This is a genomic window from Hyphomonas neptunium ATCC 15444 (assembly GCF_000013025.1).
GTDB lineage: Bacteria > Pseudomonadota > Alphaproteobacteria > Caulobacterales > Hyphomonadaceae > Hyphomonas > Hyphomonas neptunia.
In genome coordinates this window covers 1,862,861-1,881,172 of the sequence record NC_008358.1, presented here as the reverse complement: position 1 = coordinate 1,881,172, position 18,312 = coordinate 1,862,861, and the positions used below count along the sequence as shown (strand labels likewise).

General features: G+C 64.4%; 8 protein-coding genes and 1 tRNA gene. 1 reads left to right on the top strand and 8 read right to left on the bottom strand.

Features of this window, described 5'->3' with window-relative positions; translation table 11 throughout:
• Positions 1 to 24: 24 nt before the first annotated feature.
• The 7 genes from HNE_RS17985 to HNE_RS08975 all read right to left on the bottom strand — a co-directional run bounded on the left by HNE_RS17985 (position 25) and on the right by HNE_RS08975 (position 17,521).
• Positions 25 to 1,770, bottom strand: a complete 1,746-nt coding sequence (locus HNE_RS17985; RefSeq protein ID WP_011646824.1) for a hypothetical protein — start codon at positions 1,768 to 1,770, stop codon at positions 25 to 27.
• Between the two features lie 43 nt (positions 1,771 to 1,813).
• On the bottom strand, positions 1,814 to 2,986 hold the full coding sequence (locus HNE_RS09000; RefSeq protein WP_035591182.1) for an OmpA family protein: 1,173 nt from the start codon (positions 2,984 to 2,986) through the stop codon (positions 1,814 to 1,816).
• Between the two features lie 782 nt (positions 2,987 to 3,768).
• Positions 3,769 to 9,849, bottom strand: coding sequence for a beta-ketoacyl synthase N-terminal-like domain-containing protein (locus HNE_RS08995; protein ID WP_011646822.1), 6,081 nt, complete (start codon positions 9,847 to 9,849; stop codon positions 3,769 to 3,771).
• A complete protein-coding gene (locus HNE_RS17980) occupies positions 9,846 to 11,189 on the bottom strand; it encodes an SDR family NAD(P)-dependent oxidoreductase (RefSeq protein ID WP_049755098.1) in 1,344 nt (447 codons plus the stop codon). The genes HNE_RS08995 and HNE_RS17980 overlap by 4 nt, the downstream gene beginning before the upstream one ends.
• Positions 11,190 to 11,263: 74 nt before the next feature.
• Complete coding sequence (locus HNE_RS08985) at positions 11,264 to 15,190, bottom strand: type I polyketide synthase (RefSeq protein ID WP_083759060.1); 3,927 nt, start codon at positions 15,188 to 15,190, stop codon at positions 11,264 to 11,266.
• Between the two features lies 1 nt (position 15,191).
• A complete protein-coding gene (locus HNE_RS08980; RefSeq protein WP_035591184.1) occupies positions 15,192 to 16,784 on the bottom strand; it encodes a PfaD family polyunsaturated fatty acid/polyketide biosynthesis protein in 1,593 nt (530 codons plus the stop codon).
• Positions 16,785 to 16,948: 164 nt separating this feature from the next.
• A complete protein-coding gene (locus HNE_RS08975) occupies positions 16,949 to 17,521 on the bottom strand; it encodes a histidine phosphatase family protein (RefSeq protein WP_011646820.1) in 573 nt (190 codons plus the stop codon).
• Between the two features lie 243 nt (positions 17,522 to 17,764).
• Here HNE_RS08975 and HNE_RS18945 point away from each other — a divergent pair, with 243 nt between their 5' ends.
• Positions 17,765 to 17,989: a hypothetical protein gene (locus tag HNE_RS18945; protein ID WP_148205850.1), complete on the top strand. Its 225-nt coding sequence runs from the start codon at positions 17,765 to 17,767 to the stop codon at positions 17,987 to 17,989.
• A gap of 146 nt (positions 17,990 to 18,135) precedes the next feature.
• Here the strand turns inward: HNE_RS18945 and HNE_RS08970 are convergent.
• Positions 18,136 to 18,225 (bottom strand) — tRNA-Ser (locus tag HNE_RS08970).
• Positions 18,226 to 18,312 lie beyond the last annotated feature (87 nt).

Sequence of the window (18,312 nt, the reverse complement as noted above, 5' to 3'; positions counted from 1 at the left end):
GCCAACCCATTCCGCAAGGGCAGTTCAGGCCAGCTCTGGCCGGGGCGCTGCGCCGGGCATGTCTGCGAGGACTCTGGATTGGCCGACCCAATCGTCACGCTCGATGCGGCCTTTGAAATGCAGCAGTTTTTCGTCGACATAGGCAACGTCTTCATCGCTCCATTCGGCGATTTGCCAGAAGTAGAACACGCCGACATCGTGCAGCAGCTCTGTCAGGATCGGCCCGACACCGACAATCTGGGCGAGGTCATCCCCTTCGCCGAATGCGGCGTGTGTCAGCAGGTTAGCCTCATCATCCGGCTTGCGGGCTTCGGCGATGGCTTCTGCGCGGCGGCTCGCGACGGCCTGCATTTCGGCGGTGGGGAGCGAGCGCGTGGTGCGGGTGCTTGTCCGGGCTTCATATCCGGCAGCTTCGGCGCGCGGGCGTGGGGCTTCGCTCTCTGCGCGGCCGTTGTCGCCGCGGCCGCGGAGCATGTGATGCAGAGCGGTGACGCCGTACTCGATGGATGTCAGGCGGTCTTCCAGCGCGCTCAGGTCTTCGCGGGAGACTTCGTTGGAGGGCGGGTTGTTGACCGCTTCCTGGATGGTGAGCAGGCGGCGTTCGATGGTTTCGAGCCGGGTCTGGCTGCGCAGCTCATTCCGGATGGTTCCGACGGAGGAGTCCAGCGATGCCAGCTGTGCGAACAGGGGTTCCAGATCAGGGCCGCGCCGCGAGGCAACGACATCGAGATCTGCTTCCACGGCTGCCAAGGTAGCGATGAGGGCATCGTTCAGCGGCGTAGTCGCGGAAATGCGCTCCTGGACCAGGGCAAAGCGGTCCATCAGGGAGGCGTCGATTTCGGCAAGCCGGTTGTGGATCGGGTCCAGATCAGCGCTTTCCGGAATTTCTATGCGGGAGACCGCTTCACCGACCGAGCCTACTTCCTCGGACACTCGCGTGAGGCCCGTAGATACGGTGGTGAGACCGGTGGAGACGTTGGCCACTTCGCCAGAAATCGCGGCGAGTTCTGCCGAGACTGTGGCAACGTCTCCTGCCAGCAGAGCGAAGGAGTCCTTGTGATCCAGAGCGTCGAGAAGCTCCTCGAGTTTGGAAAGGCGGGTTTCGATCGGGCGGAGGTCGATTTCAGGGGGTTGCAGCTCTGAGAGGCTGAGGTCCAGCCGGGCGAGGCCGCTGTGAACCGGGCCGAGATCGACTTCGGGAATTTTGAAGTTGGAGATTTGGGTTTCCAGCGCGGCGAGCCTGTCTTGCAGCGGCGTCAGGTCTGGCCGGTTGGACGCGACGGTGTCTGCGAGCGACGCGACGCGTTGATGGATGCTCTCCACGTCGGGCATTTTGATGCCGTCCACACGGTCGGCTACGTCTTTGATATTACTTGAAATGGCGGCCAGGTGGATGCTGCGCAGGGAGGCGATGGATGCAGACGTTGTCGAGACGGCCTGCTCGATTGCGCCAATGCGATCCTTCAAAGAGCCCATATCCGGATCAGGCATTGCAAGTTGTTTTTCAAGCAGCTCCAGGCGCTCCAGCAAGGGCAGGAAATCCGGCTGGGGAGGCTGATAGGCGGCGAACGCCGTTGTCAGGCTGGCATCAATATCTTCCTTCTTGAGGGCGCGGCCATCGGCGATTGCGGTTTCGACCTGGCGCGTAAGGTCGGCATGCGTTTCCGTTACATCGATGAAGCGGCGGCGCAGCCACCACCAGGCGAGCGCTGCGCCGAGCGCCGCAGAGACGCACATGAAGAAGAATATCTGAATAAGCAGGAACCACATGGTCAATCTCCGCCGGCAGGCGCGCTAGGGGTGATCAGGGGGCTCATTCGCCTGGCCTGATAATTCGGATTTCGATCCGGCGGTTTCGGGCACGCCCGTCTTCGGTTTCATTGCTGCTAACCGGATTGTTCTGGCCATATCCGGCAGCGACGAGACGGTCGGGCGGAACGCCGCGCTCAATCATCGCGGCGCGGACGGCTTCGGCCCGGCGCAGGCTAAGCTGGTCGTTGTAGCCGGGGTTTCCGGTGTCGTCCGTGTGCCCCTCAACACGAAGGGTTCCGGGGCAATCACTTGCGGCCCGCGCGGCGAGATCGAGGACCGGGCCGCTGGCGACGTTGAGGATGACGCTGCCGGGCGCGAATTCGATGCGTGCCGCCTCGAGCAGGCGCGAGAGTTCTTCTTCACAACTCGCTACCGCTTGAATCGGCAGGATTTCTATGGTGCCGAACACGCCGAGCGGCAACCCTGCATTGGCGGAAGCGCGAATGCTTTCAACCTTTGTATCATCTGCCTGGCAGCGCAGATTGAAGGTAAGATCGCTGAAGCTGGCAGTGCCAGATACGCACTCTGACAGCGTGTCTATGCCGCGCTGAGCGACAGCTTCGAACCCGTTGGGCAATGCGCCGCCCGTAACGTTGAGTGCGTTGATCACATCAATCAGGTGGTCAGGAGATTTCCGGCTTTCGGCCAGATCCTCGAGATCTGTTTTCAGGGATTGTGTGGGGATATTGCCATTGAGCGACAGGGTTCCAGCCGTCAGACGGAACAGGAATTCCGGATCGGGGGGCGAGGTGGTGCTGGCCTTGATGGAGTTGGCCTGCGCGGGTGCTGTTGTGGCGAAACCGGCCCTGACGCGCGTGACAGGCCTGGCCTTGCCGAGCCAGGTGGACGTTGCGGCCGTCTTTACAACGGCGAGGGCGCGTTCTCCTGCCTCTGGTGTGGGCGGCGTGCCCTCAATCGTGATCCACTGGCCGGACGCGCGGACCCTGGCCCAGCTTTCACCGGCTTCAGCCAAGGCACGCTCGGACGCGGCGCGGGCGGAGCCCTGAATGGTGGTGAACGCGAGCACAAACCAGCCAAACAGAAGCAGGGCGGCCAGGCCGGCAACCGGGATGAGGCCGTAGGGCAGGAAGGGCATGACCGCGCCATCGGCGCGGCGAAAACGCCGTACCGACACCATTTTTTGTTGATCCGACTGACTGGAGTCGAGCGACATGCTTCCGCCTCTGGTGGCCCTGATCGGGGCGAGGGGAAGACACCTCACCCCGCCCTGACACTACAGGAAGTAAAGCCACAATACTGCTGGGGCGGCAATACAAGGCATTAATAATCGGGAAACCGCGCGCGCGGGATTGGGCGTTATTAATGCATTGTAATAATGCAGTTTTTCGTAAGCGCCTGAACCTTCTGGATTGCCGGACAGCTGTTCTGGGCAGGCGGGGCGTGTATTACTTTTCAGCCGAGTGGAAACAAGGCTGCCCACTGGCGGAAAGTTGAGCGCATGACTCCTTCGCCTGCCGGGAGAATATTCACCGGCACATTCGTGATTTGAGAGTATTGCAGGCCACAGACTCAGTTCTGCGAGTTTTCACGGCCGGCAGAATATTTGCGGACGAACAGAAAGCGCGGAAAAAACACTGCCGGGTTTGGATCTCCTTGTTTGATCTGGAAGGGGCGCTTTTGGGGGTATCGGGACACCAAGAATACCGCCGTTTGGAGGCTGTTGGATAAGATGGCTGTGGTGTGGGGGATTGGGGCGCTCGGGCGGCCGGGTGGCACGACAGATGAGATGCGGATAGCGGGCGCTTGATTATGCCGTGGCCGGAGCTTCAAACGCAGCGCGCCATCAGGAATTGCTGCCCGCGAATGCCGGTCAAACCGGGTCAATGTGGTGACAGACAGGCACCGTTTCCGGGACAGCGTGCGACACGTTCCGGACATATCAGGACAAAGCGGGACAAAGCAGGACAGGAATTCCACAGGCTGCCGGGCGGGCGGTTACCCGTCTGAAGTAAAGGCGACGGAGATGGGGCTGGCCTCATAGATGCGCAGACCATCGCACCAGAGCGAGCCCCGGCCGGTCACGATGCGGCGGCGGGTGTCTCCGGATACTTCGATGATCTCCATAACGGTGGTGACCTGCTTCTTCTCCGGCGTGACCTGGCCGCGATAGGACCACTTCACCGGCATGTCGGCGGCGAGGGTTTCGATATGGGCGTTTTCCGCCGCGAGGCCTTTGAGGAGGCTGGCGCGGGTGAGGAGCTGGACCATGGCATCAAGGCCGAGGGAGCCAGGCTGGACAGGATCGCCGAAGAAGTGGGCTTTGAAATACCAGGCGTAGGGGTCGATGACCTGTCTGGCGCGGGCGAGGCCGAGGCTGGCTTTGCCGCCTTCGGGGTCGAAATAGTCCACGCGGTCGAGCATGCGGAGCTGGCCGGCGGCGAGGCGGGGATCGCGGGGGGTTAGGTCGTGGTCGCTGCCCGGAAGTTCTAGCCAAGACTTGTCCAACTGACCCGCGCCAAGACCAGCCTGGCGGACAAGGGCCTGGGCGGGGAAGAAGCCAAAGCGGGTCGAGAGGTCGATGACCGGCTCGCCGGATTTGAGGCGTCCTTTCAGATCGAATGCCACGATGGTCATCGGGCCGACCTTGGAGAAGGAGGAGAGCGTGGTGTCGACGCAGATCGTGCCGTCGCGCGGACCAAGGGCTCGGTAGACGCGGCCATCACCTTCGAGGTTGCGGAAGCGGTCGCCGCCATCCAGCGCAAAGCCGCAATGGCTGGCGAGCCAGCCACAGGGTTGGAGCGCGATTTCAGAGAGGACCGAGAAGGGCATCTCGCCGTTCCGGTTGTCTACGAAATACCAGGCGTCGGGCGGGATGTCGTATTCGGCCGAGATGGTGGCGCCGGCGCGGCGCACGCCGGGACGGTCTGTGGCGGCCACCACGCGGGACATCATGTGATAGGGCGGCTGGGGCAAGCGGGGGACTTTGCCTTCGGTGTCGAAGCGCTGGTACATTTCTCCGAAGGCGGAGGAGGGCGCGCCATTGGCGCAGTCCAGAAGGGCGGCATAATCGCCCCGGCTTTCGTGTTCCGGGCCGGTGCGGATGGGGGCAGGCGAGACGCGCGGCTCTGCCCACTGGCGGCGGAGCTGAACGCCGAAGCGGGGGCAGTAGAAAACCTTCTTGCCATCACTGCGCGCCAGAAGGGCGGCGAAGACTTTCGGCGTTTCGCCCTCGATCACTTCGTCGATGAAGACTTCGTAGGTGATCTCGTGATCCGTATCCGGAATGACCTGACCGCGGCAGATGAATTTGGCGGTTTCGCCGGGAACGGGCTCGAAGACATAGCCGTCGCGTTCCTGTGTCAGGCCAAGGGCGGCGGCGTAAAATTCCAGCGCCTGCACGGCGGCTTCGGCCATTAATGTGCCGGGCATACAGGGATCGTTGTGGAAGTGGCCTTCGTAGAACCAGGCGTCCTTCGGCGCGCTAGCACGGGCTTTGAGATAGCCGCGTTTCCACGGGCCGCCGACGGGGTCAAACTCGGAGACCTCGTCGAAGAAAGCAAGCTTGCCGCCGGGAAGGTGGGCGGGGAAGGAATGCGCGGCGCAAAGCTCAAAGCCTGCGCCGAAACAGGCGAAGGCGTCGCCCAGGCGGAAGGCGGCGACATCATCGGCAGAGAAGGCTGGTTTGCGGCTGGCGCGGGCGGTGTTGATGGGGGCGGGGTCTGCCGTGGGCGGCGCTTCGCTAGCGGCGTCCCAGGCGACGCCTTTGCCCGAGGCGAGTTCGGCATCCGTGAAAAAGCCTGCCTGCCCTTGGCGGACGGAGAAGGCGCGGCGGCCGACGGTCTCGCAGTCATACTGGAAGAAGAACATGCGCACGCCGCCGAACGTGGCGTGCTGGGTGATCTCTATCTGGAATTTCAGCGTGTCGCCGGCCTCCGGCAGGCCGCCTTCATGGAAGGTGATTTCGCAGCCGAGGAGGCGGTAGACCCGCTCATCCCTGTTTTGCAGGTCTGCGCCCATCCAGCCGATGAGGGTGAGATCTGCCTGACCGCATTCGATCAGCGGGCCAGGGCGGATGCGGCCTTTCTGCATCATCCAGTGATCTCCGGTGAGGTCGGTCTCGGTCCAGATGACGCCTTTTCCATCGACCAGCGGGGCAGCGTCGAGGCCCGTGACGCGGTCTACCAGCAGAAGCGGCGGGGCAGGGAGGCGGACATTTCGGGCGTATTGGTCCTGTTCGGCGAAAGCGTCTCCGAAGAAGGCGGACATGGGGCCGCGCGAGGCAGCCTCGATGGCGGGGCGATCCCAGGCTTTGCCCGTGGGGGCGCGCTTGGCGAGCGGTTGGCGAGCGGAGACGACGCCGGAGGGAGGGGGAACGGCGCTTTGAGGTGGGGTAGAGGCTGTTGCTGTCTGACGCTTCGGCGGAGGCGGGAAAGCGACCGGCGCTGTGGGCGGAGAGGCGGGCGTCATGCGCGCGTAGACAGGCGGGGGCAGTGTCGGGGCGGGGGACATGACGGCGCCGCGCGGCGCGGGCGGCTGGTTGCGCGCGGGTACAATGGGGGTTTCGTATTTTGCCGGGCGGGTGACGGTGGCGGGTTTGGGCGCGGCCCAGGGGTGCGCGCGCGCGGCATCAAGCCGGGCGGCGACCGTGTCTATACGGATGGAGTGGCCAGCGGCAAAGAGCGTAGCGGCGAGACGGGCAATCTGGGCGAGGTCTCCGCTTTCGATCTCGTCTGTGGCGATGGCGAGGTGGGGTTTGTCCTTCAGGGTGAGGCGGATGCTCTGGGTAAGGGAGTCGCGGGGTCCGACCTCTACGAAGGTCCGTACACCATCTTCCCAAGCCTGACGAACGGTGGCAGGGAAATCGACGGTAGTGACGGCCTGCCGGGTGAGCATGTCGGCGACTTTGGCCTTGGTGGGCTTGTAGGCGGCGTTGATGGCATTGGCGTAAAGGCGAGGGCCGTTTTCGATGCGGGAAACCGGGCGGGTGTGGAGCTGCCGCCATTTTTCCGCGAAGGGCGCCATGGCGCTGGCATGGACGATCAGGTGCTGGTGCATCAGCGCGCCAGCGCCCTTGCCCAAGGAGTCAGCGACGGAGCGGCAGGCATCCGCTGGCCCGCCAATCATCGAGTCAATGTCCGAATAGATGATGGTGATTTCGACATTGGGATGGGCGGCCACGGCCTTGCGGACATCTGCGATGGGCGCGCGCAGGCGCCAGTTTGACCAGTCTGTGGGGACGTTCGGGCCCCAGGCTTCCTTGGCGGTTTCGAAGTCTCCGCCGAGATGGCGCTCATACATAGCGGCGCCCGAAATATCGTCCAGCAGCCCGCCCATATCCTTCCAGTAACCGAAGGCGAAGAGGGCGTTGCTTTCGCCGAGCGAGAGGCCGAGGGCGGCGGTGGGCGAGAGGCCGAGCACGTCGCGCAGGAGGATGGTGTGGGCCTGTGTCAGCAGGCTGACGGCGCAGAGTTGTTCGAATTCTGTGAGGCTCGCTTTGGCCAGCAGGGGCGTCATGGCCTGCGCGGCGGGGATGCTGCCGAGACCGGCGGCGACTTCTGGGAAGGCGGCGAGGAGGCCTCGGCCCATGCGGGGGTAGGAGGCGGCGGAGCCTGTGAAGGCGAAGGCGAGTTCGCCATCTGGAGCGCCGGCGCCATAGAAGATGCCTTCGCCCTCTGGGGCGGTGTTTGCGGCGAGCGCGGTGGCGGCGGATTTTTGCTGTACAAGGAGGGTTTCTTCGCCCGGCGCGAGAACGGCGATGCGATGCTTGTCGCTGCCGCCCGTCTTTCCAGTGGTCAGTTTTTTGGCGAGGGCGGCGCGGCTGGCGGCGGCGGCCCAGAAGAGATGGGGCGTAGGGCGGAGCATGTCCGGTGACGGACGGACGGTCGCAGGCGCGATGGTCGCTGCGATGCCGGGCAAGGTTGCGGTGGTGGGCGCGGCGGCGGTGAAGGCGGGAATGGGGTCTGCGAGGTAAGGGGCGGCAATGGACTTGTCTGCTGCAGGGGCGACGCCGCGCGCCGCGAGAGCGAGGCGCGTGGCAAGATCGAAGAGAGGGGCGGCGATGGGAGCATTGCCGTAGGCGGATTGCGTCAGGCTCTCGCCGGTTGCAGCGGGGGCGCCCCAGTCGATGGCGCTGACGGTGCCGAGGATGGGATCGCCGGCGGCTTCTGCATCCTTGCGGCGTTTGAGGACGAGGGCGGCGGCTATGTCGGCGGACGGCGCGGGGGTATGCGAGGCGGTGACCGTTTCAGTGGCGAAGTCTGCGGCGGCGACGATGGCGAGGTCCAGCTCGCCCTGGCGCAGGGCGTCGCAGGCGGCGTCGAGGGCAGCGAGGCCGGAGGCTTCCTCGGCGGAGATGGCAAAGCCCCTGCCGCGGAAATCTTCGGAAACAGTGAGGCGGTTAGCGGTCATGTTGGCCATGGCGCCGAGGACGTCGGCGGCGACGAGCGGCGGGGCGATGGCGTTGAGGGTTTCTGGCGAAGAAATGCCTTCAGAGGCGATCCGTTCCCGGAGGAGCCAGCGGGCGCTGTCATTGGCGCAGCCTGTGCCGGTGAAGACGCCGCAGGTTTCGGGCGATGGGCGCGTGATGCCTTCGAGGGCCATAGTGGCGGTCTCGAAGATGGCGAGTTGTTGGGGCTCGGCGCGGAGGAGATCGGCGGGGGGCGTGCGGGCGCGGATGGGGTCGGCGCTGACGGTCTGGGCGGCGGGCGCGCTCTGGAGCGGGGCGTTCATCAGGCGGCGGAGGACGGCGCGTTCACCCCGATCCGGCCCGGCAAGGAGGCCGATGCCGCAGATGACGATATCGTCAGGGGGGATATCTTTCAGGCGGGCGCCGGTGACGTATTTTGTGCGGGGATCGTGTTGTTCCAGGATGAGGTGGGCGTTGTTGCCGCCGAAGCCGAAATTGCTGATCGCGGCGCGGCGGGGGGCGTCTTCGCGTGTCCAGGGTTCGGGGGTGGAGAGAGGGGTGAGACCGTTGCTGTTGAGCGTGGGAAGGAGGGCGCCGTCGAGGGGCATGGCTGGGAGGGTTTCGCGGCGCAGGGCGGCGGTGAGCTTCAGGACGCTGGCGAGGCCTGCGACGGTGATCAGGTGGCCAGTATTGGCTTTCAGGGAGCCGATGGGGAGGCGACGGGCGCCGAAGACGGTGCTGGAGGCGGCGATCTCGACGCTGTCGCCGACGGAGGTTCCCGTGGCGTGGCATTCCAGGAATTGGATCGTGGTCGGATCAATGTCAGCCTGGGCATAGGCGCGGCGCATGGATTCTGACTGGCCGGTGGCGTCGGGCGCGAGGAGGCCTTTGCGGCGGCCGTCATTGGAGAGGCCGATGCCGCGGATGACGCCGTGAACGGTCTCGCCTTTCTTCACATCGCTGAGGCGTTTGAGGATTACGGCGGCGGCGCCTTCGGAGGGCACGAGGCCGTCTGCGCCTTCGATGAAGGGGCGCGAGCGGCCGGTGGGGCTCAAGGCTTTGAGGGCGCTGAAGCCGATATGGAGGATGAGATTGTCGGCGGCGTTGACGGCGGCGACGGCGGCAATGTCGATCTGGCCGGCGGCGAGTTTGCGGCAGGCGATTTCCAGGGCGTAGAGCGAAGAGGCGCAGGCGGCGTCGAGCGCTAGGACGGGGCCGGTGGCGCCGATGGCGTCTGCGATGTGTTTGGCTGGGAAGCCGGAATTTAGGGTGTCTGTGAGGGGACGGCCCGTGTGGCCATCGCGCCAGATGTCGGCGGCGTAGGTGGCTTTGGCGCGGCTGGGGTAGAGAAGGTTGGCGAGGATGACGGCGCGGCGTTCTGGGGCGATGTGATCGGTGGTGGCGCCAGACCAAGCGTCGAGGACGGCGGTGAGGGGCCAGCGGCAGACGGGGTCGAGGCGGGCGCGCTCATCGGAAGGTGTCTCGTCAATCAGGCCGGACACCCAGGCGGGATTGTTTGCGCCGCGATCGGCGAGGCCAAGATGGGCCGGGGTGACACGCTGCGTGACGACGCGCTTCTGATCCACGATATTCCAGAGGGCATCGGGCGAGTTTGCGCCGGGCAGGACACAGCCTTCACCGACGATGGCGATGGGTTCAAACCGGCTCATGCGTCGCTCCAGACAGTGCCGACGATCAGTTCGACGTCGGAGGGATCACCGGCGAGAAGTTCGTGGGCGAATATGCGGGCGCCTTCGCTGAGCGGGATGAGCGGCACGCCTTGTTCCTTGAAGTGGCTGGCGAGGGTGGCGTCGACCATGCCGCCTTCCCAGGGGCCCCAGTCGAACACTTTGACCTGAGCGCCTGGGAGTTCTGCATGGAGGGCGCGGCCGGCATTGGCGAGGATGGCGTTGGCCATGGCGTAGTCTGACTGGCCGCGATTGCCGAAGAAGGCGGAGGCAGAGGAGAAGAGACCCACATGGCGGAGCGCGGCGCGGTCTATGTTTGAGAGGATGTGGAAGAGGCCTTCTGCTTTGGTGGCGAAGACGCGGCGCAGTTCAGCCTCGGTTTTTTCCTCGACAAGCCGGTCTGCCAAGACGCCGGCACCGTGGACGAGGCCGGTGATGGGGCCAAAACGCTGTTGGATGGTGGAGAGCGCGGCGGTGACGGAGGCGGCGTCGGACGTATCCATCGGAAGGTAGTGGGCGTCCGCGCCTGTGGCGTTGATCTGCGCCAGTGTAGAGCGAATTTCGAGGCCCGCGATGGCGGCGCGGGCCGCTTTATCGATTGCGGCGGGAGAGGGTTTTTCGCCCCGTTTGACAGCTGCGCTCGCCATCAGACCCCGGAGGATTTTGAGGTCGGTGGTTTCCGGAATGCCTTCTGGCCATGGTGTTTCGGCGGAGCGGCCGGCGAGAATGAATGTGCCGCCGGACTGGCGCGCGAGTTCAACCGCGCAGGCGGCGGTGACGCCGCGCGCGCCGCCGGTGACGAGCCAAAGACCGGCTTGAGTGGCAGGCAAGGGTGTTGGGGTCAGCAGGGAACCAAGCGTGGCACGGCGGGCGGTGCCATCAGATGAAATCCAGAGATCTTCGGCAGGCTGGGCTAGCCACGGGGCAAGCATGTCGCCGGATACATTGTCCAGCAGCGTCCAACAGAGGGCGGAGGTGTCTGGCCATTCGCGGCGCAGCGTGCGGGCGAGGCCTTCGAGGCCGGTATCGGCGGACATACGTTGAAGGAGTATAAGGGCAGCGTCCTGACAGTGCGCTTTGCGCGTTGCATCGAGCGCGGCCCAGTGGCGGGCGGTCATTGCCGCGTCTGTCAGGCCTTCGGTGAACAGGACCGTGCCCGCTGCGCCGCTCGGCGATTGAACCAGCGTGGCTTCGATGCCTGCTGCTGCGAGGCCCGCCTGTAGAGCTTCTGCCGATGCGGGTTCGGCGTTCGTTATCTCAACCGGCAAACGCACGGACTGCGGGGCCGCTGGGAATGCGGCTTCCCAGCGTGCGGCGCGCACGTCACATCCGTATGCCGGAACTGCTATCTCAGGCGGAGCGGGACGGGGGGCGGTGTGGGCCTGCCCACCATCCCTCAGGCAAAAAAATCGGCGATCTTCCGGATGGTACGCAGCTCGGTGATCTGCTCGGGATCAACTTCCGGCAGGGAGGGGTAACGATCCCGCAGGGCGGAGAGGATTTCGACCTGTTTGATGGAGTCGACGCCGAGTTCGCCTTCGAGGTCCATGTCATCCTCAAGCATATCTGTCGGATAGCCGGTTTTCTCGGCGATCAGGGCCCGGACGATGTCTGACGAGACGCCGCTTGCCGAAGCGGGGGAGGGCGCCGGAGTTTGAGACGGCTGGGCTGCCGGCGCGACTGGCGTTAGGGCCGGAGCGGGCGTGTTGCCGAGCATGGCGGCAATGGCCGCGATTGTGCGCAGCTCGACCAGTTTTTCAGGATCGATTTCCGGAAGCTCTGGAACGCGGTCTCGCAAAGTGGAGAGGATTTCGACCTGCTTGATGGAGTCGACGCCGAGCTCGCCTTCTAGGTCCATGTCGATTTCGAGCATATCTTCCGGGTAGCCGGTTTTCTCCGAGATGATTGAGCGGACGAGCGCTATGGGGTCGAGGCCTGCTGGGGGCGTTGCGGGCGCAGCGGTATGCGGGGCGGCGTGGCCGTTTGTGTAGGGCTTACTGGCTGGCGGGGCGGGCGCGATATTAACTTCCGCGCGTGTGGCGGGAGCCTGCGTGGGAACAGCTTGCGCGGTAGGCGAAGGTGTGGGCGCTGGCGCAGCAACAGGACGTGGGGGCGGGGGTAGTAAGGCGGGTGGGGGCGACGATGTTTGAGCGGGCGGAAGGGTTGCGCCGCCGAGGAGCGAAGCCGCCGCGTTCAGGTACGCCGTATGGGCCGCAGCGGTGACCTGCAGGTAATCCTGATGGCGCTGGGAGACTTCATGCCAGATGCGTTCGACGGCGCCGGAGGGGGCGACGTAGGCGGTTTGTTCTGTGGGCTGAGCGGGCGAAGGATCATTCGTGCGGGGCAGATCAGGCATGGGCGTCGAGATCCTTTCTGGAGAAACGGCGGCAATAGGCTGGGAGGCGGGAGAAGGTTGAGGCGTAGGCGGGGGCGCAGCGTGAGTGCGTGGTGGATTAGGCGGCGCGCGTCCTGCAGCGCCGTCTTTGGGGGGGTAGGGGCGGTCGTGATTGGCGCCGGTCAGCATCACGGCGTGGCGAGACGGGGCAGGCTTAGGGATGGGCGGCGGCGTGCCAGCCAGCAGGGCGGTGAAGTCCAGCGCGATACCGGCGACGCTGAGCGTGCCTAGCGCGGAGAGGAACTGGGTCACGCCATTTGTGCGCTTGTTATCGAGAGAGACGGCAAGATAGTCCCGGCTGCCCAGGGTGTCGGCGACGAGGCCGCTGACGACATTGCCGGGACCGATCTCGATGAAGAGGCGCGCGCCGGAGGCGTACATGGCTTCGACTTCCTCGCGGAAGCGGACGGGGGTGGCGACCTGGCCCGCAATTTCGCCCGCCATGTCGGCGGCCTTTGCCTTATAGGGCGCGGCGGTGGCGTTGGCGTAAACCGGGAGGCGGGGCTTCTTGATCTTCAGGCCGGTGAGAATATCCCGGAACGGATCAACGGCGGGGCTGACGACGCTGGAATGGAAGGCGGTGGCGACCGGAAGGCGGCGGGCTTTGATGCCGCGCTGGGCGATCAGGTCTTCGGCCTTCTGGATCGCGCTGACCGGGCCGGAGAGGACAACCTGGCTGGGGCCGTTATCATTTGCGATGACGAGGCGGCCGCTGACCTGATCGACCAGCGCGCGGATGGCCTCTGCTTCGCATTGAACGGCGAGCATCGCCCCTTCGTTGGAGGCGGCGGCGTCGGCCATGGCGCGGCCGCGCGCAGCGGCGATGGTGAGTGCGGATTCAGTGTCGAAAGCGCCGCCATGGTGGAGGGCCATGATCTCGCCGAAGGAATGGCCGCCGGCCATATCTGCCTCAAGGCCGAGGGCCTCGATGAGGGCAAGATGCGAGAGGGCGACGGCGGCGATGGCGGGTTGGGCGTTCTCCATCGCGGTGAGGCGTTTGGTCTGGTTGCCGAACTCGACCTGATCGAAGGCCGCAGGCGGGAAGGCGAGGCGATGGAGCTTCAGCGCGCCGGTGATGGCGTGGCTTGCGGCGCTGTCCCAGACGGCGCGGGCGGCGGGGAAGGCCATCGCCAGATCTGAGCCCATGCCAGTATACTGACTGCCCTGGCCGGAGAAGAGGAAGGCGATCTTGCCGGGGGTGGCGGGATGAAGGGAGAGACTGCAGCCTTGCGGGAGGGGCGCGACGCCGGCGGAGCCATCGGTGATCTGAGCGGCAAGGCGCTGGGCCTTTGCAGCGAGATCATCCGGGCTGGTGGCGGTGATTGCGGCGCGAACGGTTGCGTTCGCGGCGAAGCGTTTGAGGGTGATTTCAGATGCGGCGGCGAAGGCGTCTTCAGTGAGCGGGGTGTCTGCGGCTGTGCTGAGTTGTTCGGCGAGGGCGGCGGCATCGCTGGCGCTGTAGAGGAAGAGTTCGGCCGGGAAGACGCGGGGCGGTTTGGCGGCGGCGGGGCCGGTGTATTCTTCCAGCGTGACGTGGAAGTTGCTGCCGCCGAAGCCAAAGGAGCTGACGGCAGCGCGGCGGGGGCGGTCTTCTGCGCTGATCCAGGGGCGGGCTTCGGTGTTGACGTAGAAGCAGGCGCTGTCGCGGATGGCGTCGGCGGGCTCCTCGATCTTGATCGTGGGCGGAAGGATTTTGCGGCGCAGGGATTCCACCGCTTTGAGGAGGCTGGCAGAGCCTGCGGCGGCTTTGGTGTGGCCGATCTGGGATTTGACGGAGCCTACGGCGCACCAGGGGCCTTCTTCCGACGCCTTCTCGCCGAAGACCTGATGCAGGCCTTCGATCTCGGCGCGGTCGCCCGCTTTGGTGCCGGTGCCGTGGGCTTCGAGGAGGTCTACCGCGTCAGGTCCGTAGCCGGCCTGTTCATAGGCGCGGCGGAGCGCGCGGGCCTGGCCGGAGGGGAGGGGTGTGTAGATGGCGGTGCCCTTGCCGTCCGAGCCTCCGCCGAGGCCGCGAATGACGGCGTGGATGGTGTTGCCATCGCGCTCGGCTTCATCGAGGCGGCGCAGGGCGATCATGCCGATGCCTTCGCCGAGCATGGTGCCGTCAGCGGCATTTGAAAACGGGCGGCAGTCGCCTGTGGGCGAGAGGGCCGGTGTCTTCGAGAAGCACATGAACATCAGGATGTCGTTCAGTGCGTCGACGCCCCCGGTCAGGACCATGTCGGAGTCGCCCGCGCGCAGTTCGTGCAGGGCGATCTGGAGCGCTGAGAGGCTGGAGGCGCAGGCAGCATCGGTGACGTAATTGCTGCCGCCGAGGTCCAGCCGGTTGGCGATGCGGCCCGCGACGACGTTGCCGAGGAGGCCGGGGAAGGTGCTTTCCTTCCATTCGGCGTAGTGGCTCTCGATGCGGCGGGCGATGTCCTGAACTTCGTTTTCGGGCAGGCCCGATTGGCGCAGGGCGTTGACCCAGGCCGGGCGCTGGAGGCGGCCGGCCATGTGCGCTGTTAGCTCTGTGGCGGAGGCGACGCCCAAGATGACGCTGGTGCGGGTACGATCAAACTTTCCGCCGCTGTCGCGCTCGGCGTCGTCTAGCGTCATCTTGGCGGCGACGAGGGCGAGGAGTTGAGCGGAGTCGGTGGTCTGGAGCGCGGCGGGAGGGATGCCGAAGGCCATGGGATCAAAGGCGACGGGGGAGAGGAAGCCGCCGCGACGGCCGTAGGTGCGGTCCGGGGTGAGGGGGCTCGGATCGTAATAGTCGTCGATCAACCAGTGTGTTTCCGGCGTATCGCTGAGCAGGTCGCGGCCTTCGAAGATGTCGCGCCAGAAGCCGGTGGTGTCGCCGCGGCCGGGGAAGATGGCGCCCATGCCGACAACCGCTATCGGCGCGGCAGGATCAAAGGTGGCGGGCTTGCGGTGCTGGGTCATCATTTCACTCGAAGGCGACAGGCCGGAAGGAGAACAGGTCGGCGGGCACCGTTAAACCCATGGATCGCAGCTGGCCTGCCCGTGTGACGCGCGCGGCGCCTTCCATGAGGTTCAGCGCGATCTGGCGAACGGTGCGGGCTTCGACAGGCTCCAGGAAGCTGCCGGCGACCCATTCATTGAACGCGCCCATCGCGGGGCCGCACCAGATCTGGTAGTCGGCTGCGCGGCCCGGATGACCTTCGCGGGCCCATTGAGCGCCCATGAACAGATAGCGGCGGGCAACCAGGGCCAGGCGTTTGTTGCCGTCTTTGTCGGCGCGGGCGGCTTCGGCAGGATGGACCTTCTGAGTGTATCCGCGCGTTGCCTGCCAGGCAGCCTCGAACGGCTCTCCGAGCACATCGTCGATCCACTTCTGATCCGTTGGGGGCAGGGTCTCATAAGAGGCGCCGCTGCGATAGAAGGCGTGGAACTTCTTGCCGCGCATGGCGAAGAGCGTGCCGCGTTTGAGCACTTGTACCTGCACGCCTTGTTCGAACATGTCGGCGGCTGGCGTCATGGCGACATCTGCCGGGCCTGCCTTCGCCAGCAGCGCGCGGCCCGGCGCGGCAAGGCCGGATTCGATGGCGCTTTGATTGATGGAGCCGGTCAGGACATAGGCAGCGCCCATCTGGAAGGCGGCGGCGACCGATTGCGGCGTGGCGATGCCGCCGGCGAGGCCGATGCGGATGCTGCTTTCCGGGTGGCCATTGTGGGCGGCGACCCGAGAGCGTGCGGCGGCGAGGGAGCTGAAGAGGGTGGAGGCGGGCCGATTGTCCGTGTGGCCGCCGGAGTCCGATTCGGCGGTGATTTCGGCTGCAACGGGCACCTTGCTGGCTAGGTCTGCCTGCTGCGCGGTGATCGCACCTTCTGCGACGAGATCTTTCAGGATCTTTTCAGGGGCAGGCGCCATGAAGGCTTCGGCGACTTCGGCGCGGGAGACTTTGGCGAAGATGTGGTTGGCGCGCTGGATGGTGCCGTCTGCGGCGCGGGTGAGCCCGAGCGCTGTATAGCGCACGACATCTGCGGTGAGGCGCATGAAGGCGGACGCTGACACTCTTGAGACGGCCTGGGACAGGAAGAGGTCGATTACCGCTTTTTCCTGGCCGGGCTCTTGCGGCGAGTGGATGAGATTGGCGCCCCAGTTTCGGGCTTCGGGGCCAAGGGCGGCCTTGATTTCCTCTACGCCTGATTTGATCTCGGCGAGGGGCAGGCCGGCGCTTCCATAGAAGCCGACACAGCCGGCGCGGGCCGCTTCGATAACCATTTTAGGCGTTGCAATTCCACGGGCCATTTCGCCAGCAACATAGTTGAAACGGGCGCCGTGTTCGGCAGCGAAAGCACGGTCACCCAACCACTCTGGATAGACAGGAGGAAGGGCCGCGGCAGAGGCATTGCCAGAGGGCTGAGCGCCAACGGAAACGAGTTCTGGAATGCCGGATTCGGGGATCGAAATCCAGGCGCGCGCGCGCGGCGCCTCTACGGCTTTCCGTATCAAATCCAACAAAATTTCCCGCCCTTCTGGCCGAAATGCAGCGGAATCAATGTCCGCCCCGCGCATAGTCTTAGAGGGCATTTGCAGACCGACTCAACCTGAAACTAAGGTTACCGGACGGGTTTCTTTGATATGGCTGGAGAATTCTACCATGATGCGAATTCTGGGGTGTCACTCGCCTGGAGCTGCCTGATTTGAAGGCGGCAAAACGAGCACGTTTGGTTCCCGGATCAACGGCAAGCGATTGGCTCCCACCCGGTCTCGGGTTTCAGGTCTGGAAATGGCGCACGCCAGTAATGGCCCTGGAAGGGCTGGTCAAAATGGCGGCTGATTGGCTGACCGGTGAGCGCGCAGAAAAGGAGTGTGCCGACTGCGCCATGTGAGACGATCGCCATGTCTCCGGCGTGAGGGTTTTCGGTGATGGATTTGAAGGCCTTCAGGATGCGCGACTGCGCGTCCAGGGCTCGCTCCCAGCCACGAATGCTGTGTTCCGGTTGCGCAAAGAAGGCGTCGGCGACCTGTTCAAACTCTGCCGGTGGCAGGAAGCCGGTCGACTGGCGGTCATTTTCGCCCAGACCGGCATGGATGTTCACGGGCGCGCGGATCTGGCGCCCCAGGATTTCAGCCGCCTCGATCGCCTTGGTCTCGCTGCTGGCCCAGATTGTCCTGACATTCGCCATCGTCTGCGAAGCGGAAAATACCTGCATGCGCGCGATGCCGGCAGGGCTAAGGCGCCAGCGGCCGACGGGTATGGCCGGGTCGACGATGACTTCCGGATGCGTGATGAAGAACAATGCCGTCATAGGACCGTCAGTCGATCAACTCGGGTGTATGCCTGTTTAGCGGGTAGGGCTGCTGGCGGAACTTCCAAACACATACGAACCCGTCTCCATAATTAGCAGACCAGGAGGATTGGAATAACGGCCGAAGGGCGAGGATAGCCAGCATCAGACATTGATAGCGCAGTTTCTCGCTTATCGGTTGCCTTGTTACGGCGCTCAATGAGAAAAGCCTGAAGGCGTAAAATACCCGACAATGAGAACAGTATGCGATGGAAAATCAAACTCTGGCTTGTGTTGTTTTTAGTTACATCCGCTACAGCTTTTATGCGTGCCAAACTTAAATTTTTTTGCCCAGATCAATTTGTCTGTTGGGACCGTGGGACCAGCAACAGTCCGTTTGAGCCATGGCAATTGTTTTTACTTTGTTTACTTATCGGAGCAATTTGTGCGACGGCAATTCTATTGATGCCACCAGAAGACAAAAAGTAGCGGGTGATACATTATAAAAAGTGTCTCGTGATCTCCTAAACCAAAATTGCAACATCTTCGAAGCCGAGAAAGTCAGCTTCCGGTTCAGGACGAATTGCGTTTCGAAGTCTCGATAATATTGAGTACTTCTCTGAACCGATAAAAAATGGCGGAGGAGGAGGGATTCGAACCCCCGGAGCCCGCGAAGGCTCAACGGTTTTCAAGACCGCCGCATTAAACCACTCTGCCACTCCTCCGGGCCGGTGCTGTTTCTCCGAAGCGTGCCGGGAAGGCAAGGGGGCAACGGCGCCAAAACTGTTACCGGACGCTTAATCATGCCTGTT

What these genes read in the sequence shown, in the direction of transcription:
- HNE_RS08975 (WP_011646820.1), bottom strand. Translation starts at nt 17,521, where the DNA reads ATGACGGCATTGTTCTTCATCACGCATCCGGAAGTCATCGTCGACCCG.
- HNE_RS18945 (WP_148205850.1), top strand. Translation starts at nt 17,765, where the DNA reads ATGCGATGGAAAATCAAACTCTGGCTTGTGTTGTTTTTAGTTACATCC.
- HNE_RS08980 (WP_035591184.1), bottom strand. Translation starts at nt 16,784, where the DNA reads ATGCGCGGGGCGGACATTGATTCCGCTGCATTTCGGCCAGAAGGGCGG.
- HNE_RS17985 (WP_011646824.1), bottom strand. Translation starts at nt 1,770, where the DNA reads ATGTGGTTCCTGCTTATTCAGATATTCTTCTTCATGTGCGTCTCTGCG.
- HNE_RS08985 (WP_083759060.1), bottom strand. Translation starts at nt 15,190, where the DNA reads ATGATGACCCAGCACCGCAAGCCCGCCACCTTTGATCCTGCCGCGCCG.
- HNE_RS09000 (WP_035591182.1), bottom strand. Translation starts at nt 2,986, where the DNA reads ATGTCGCTCGACTCCAGTCAGTCGGATCAACAAAAAATGGTGTCGGTA.
- HNE_RS08995 (WP_011646822.1), bottom strand. Translation starts at nt 9,849, where the DNA reads ATGAGCCGGTTTGAACCCATCGCCATCGTCGGTGAAGGCTGTGTCCTG.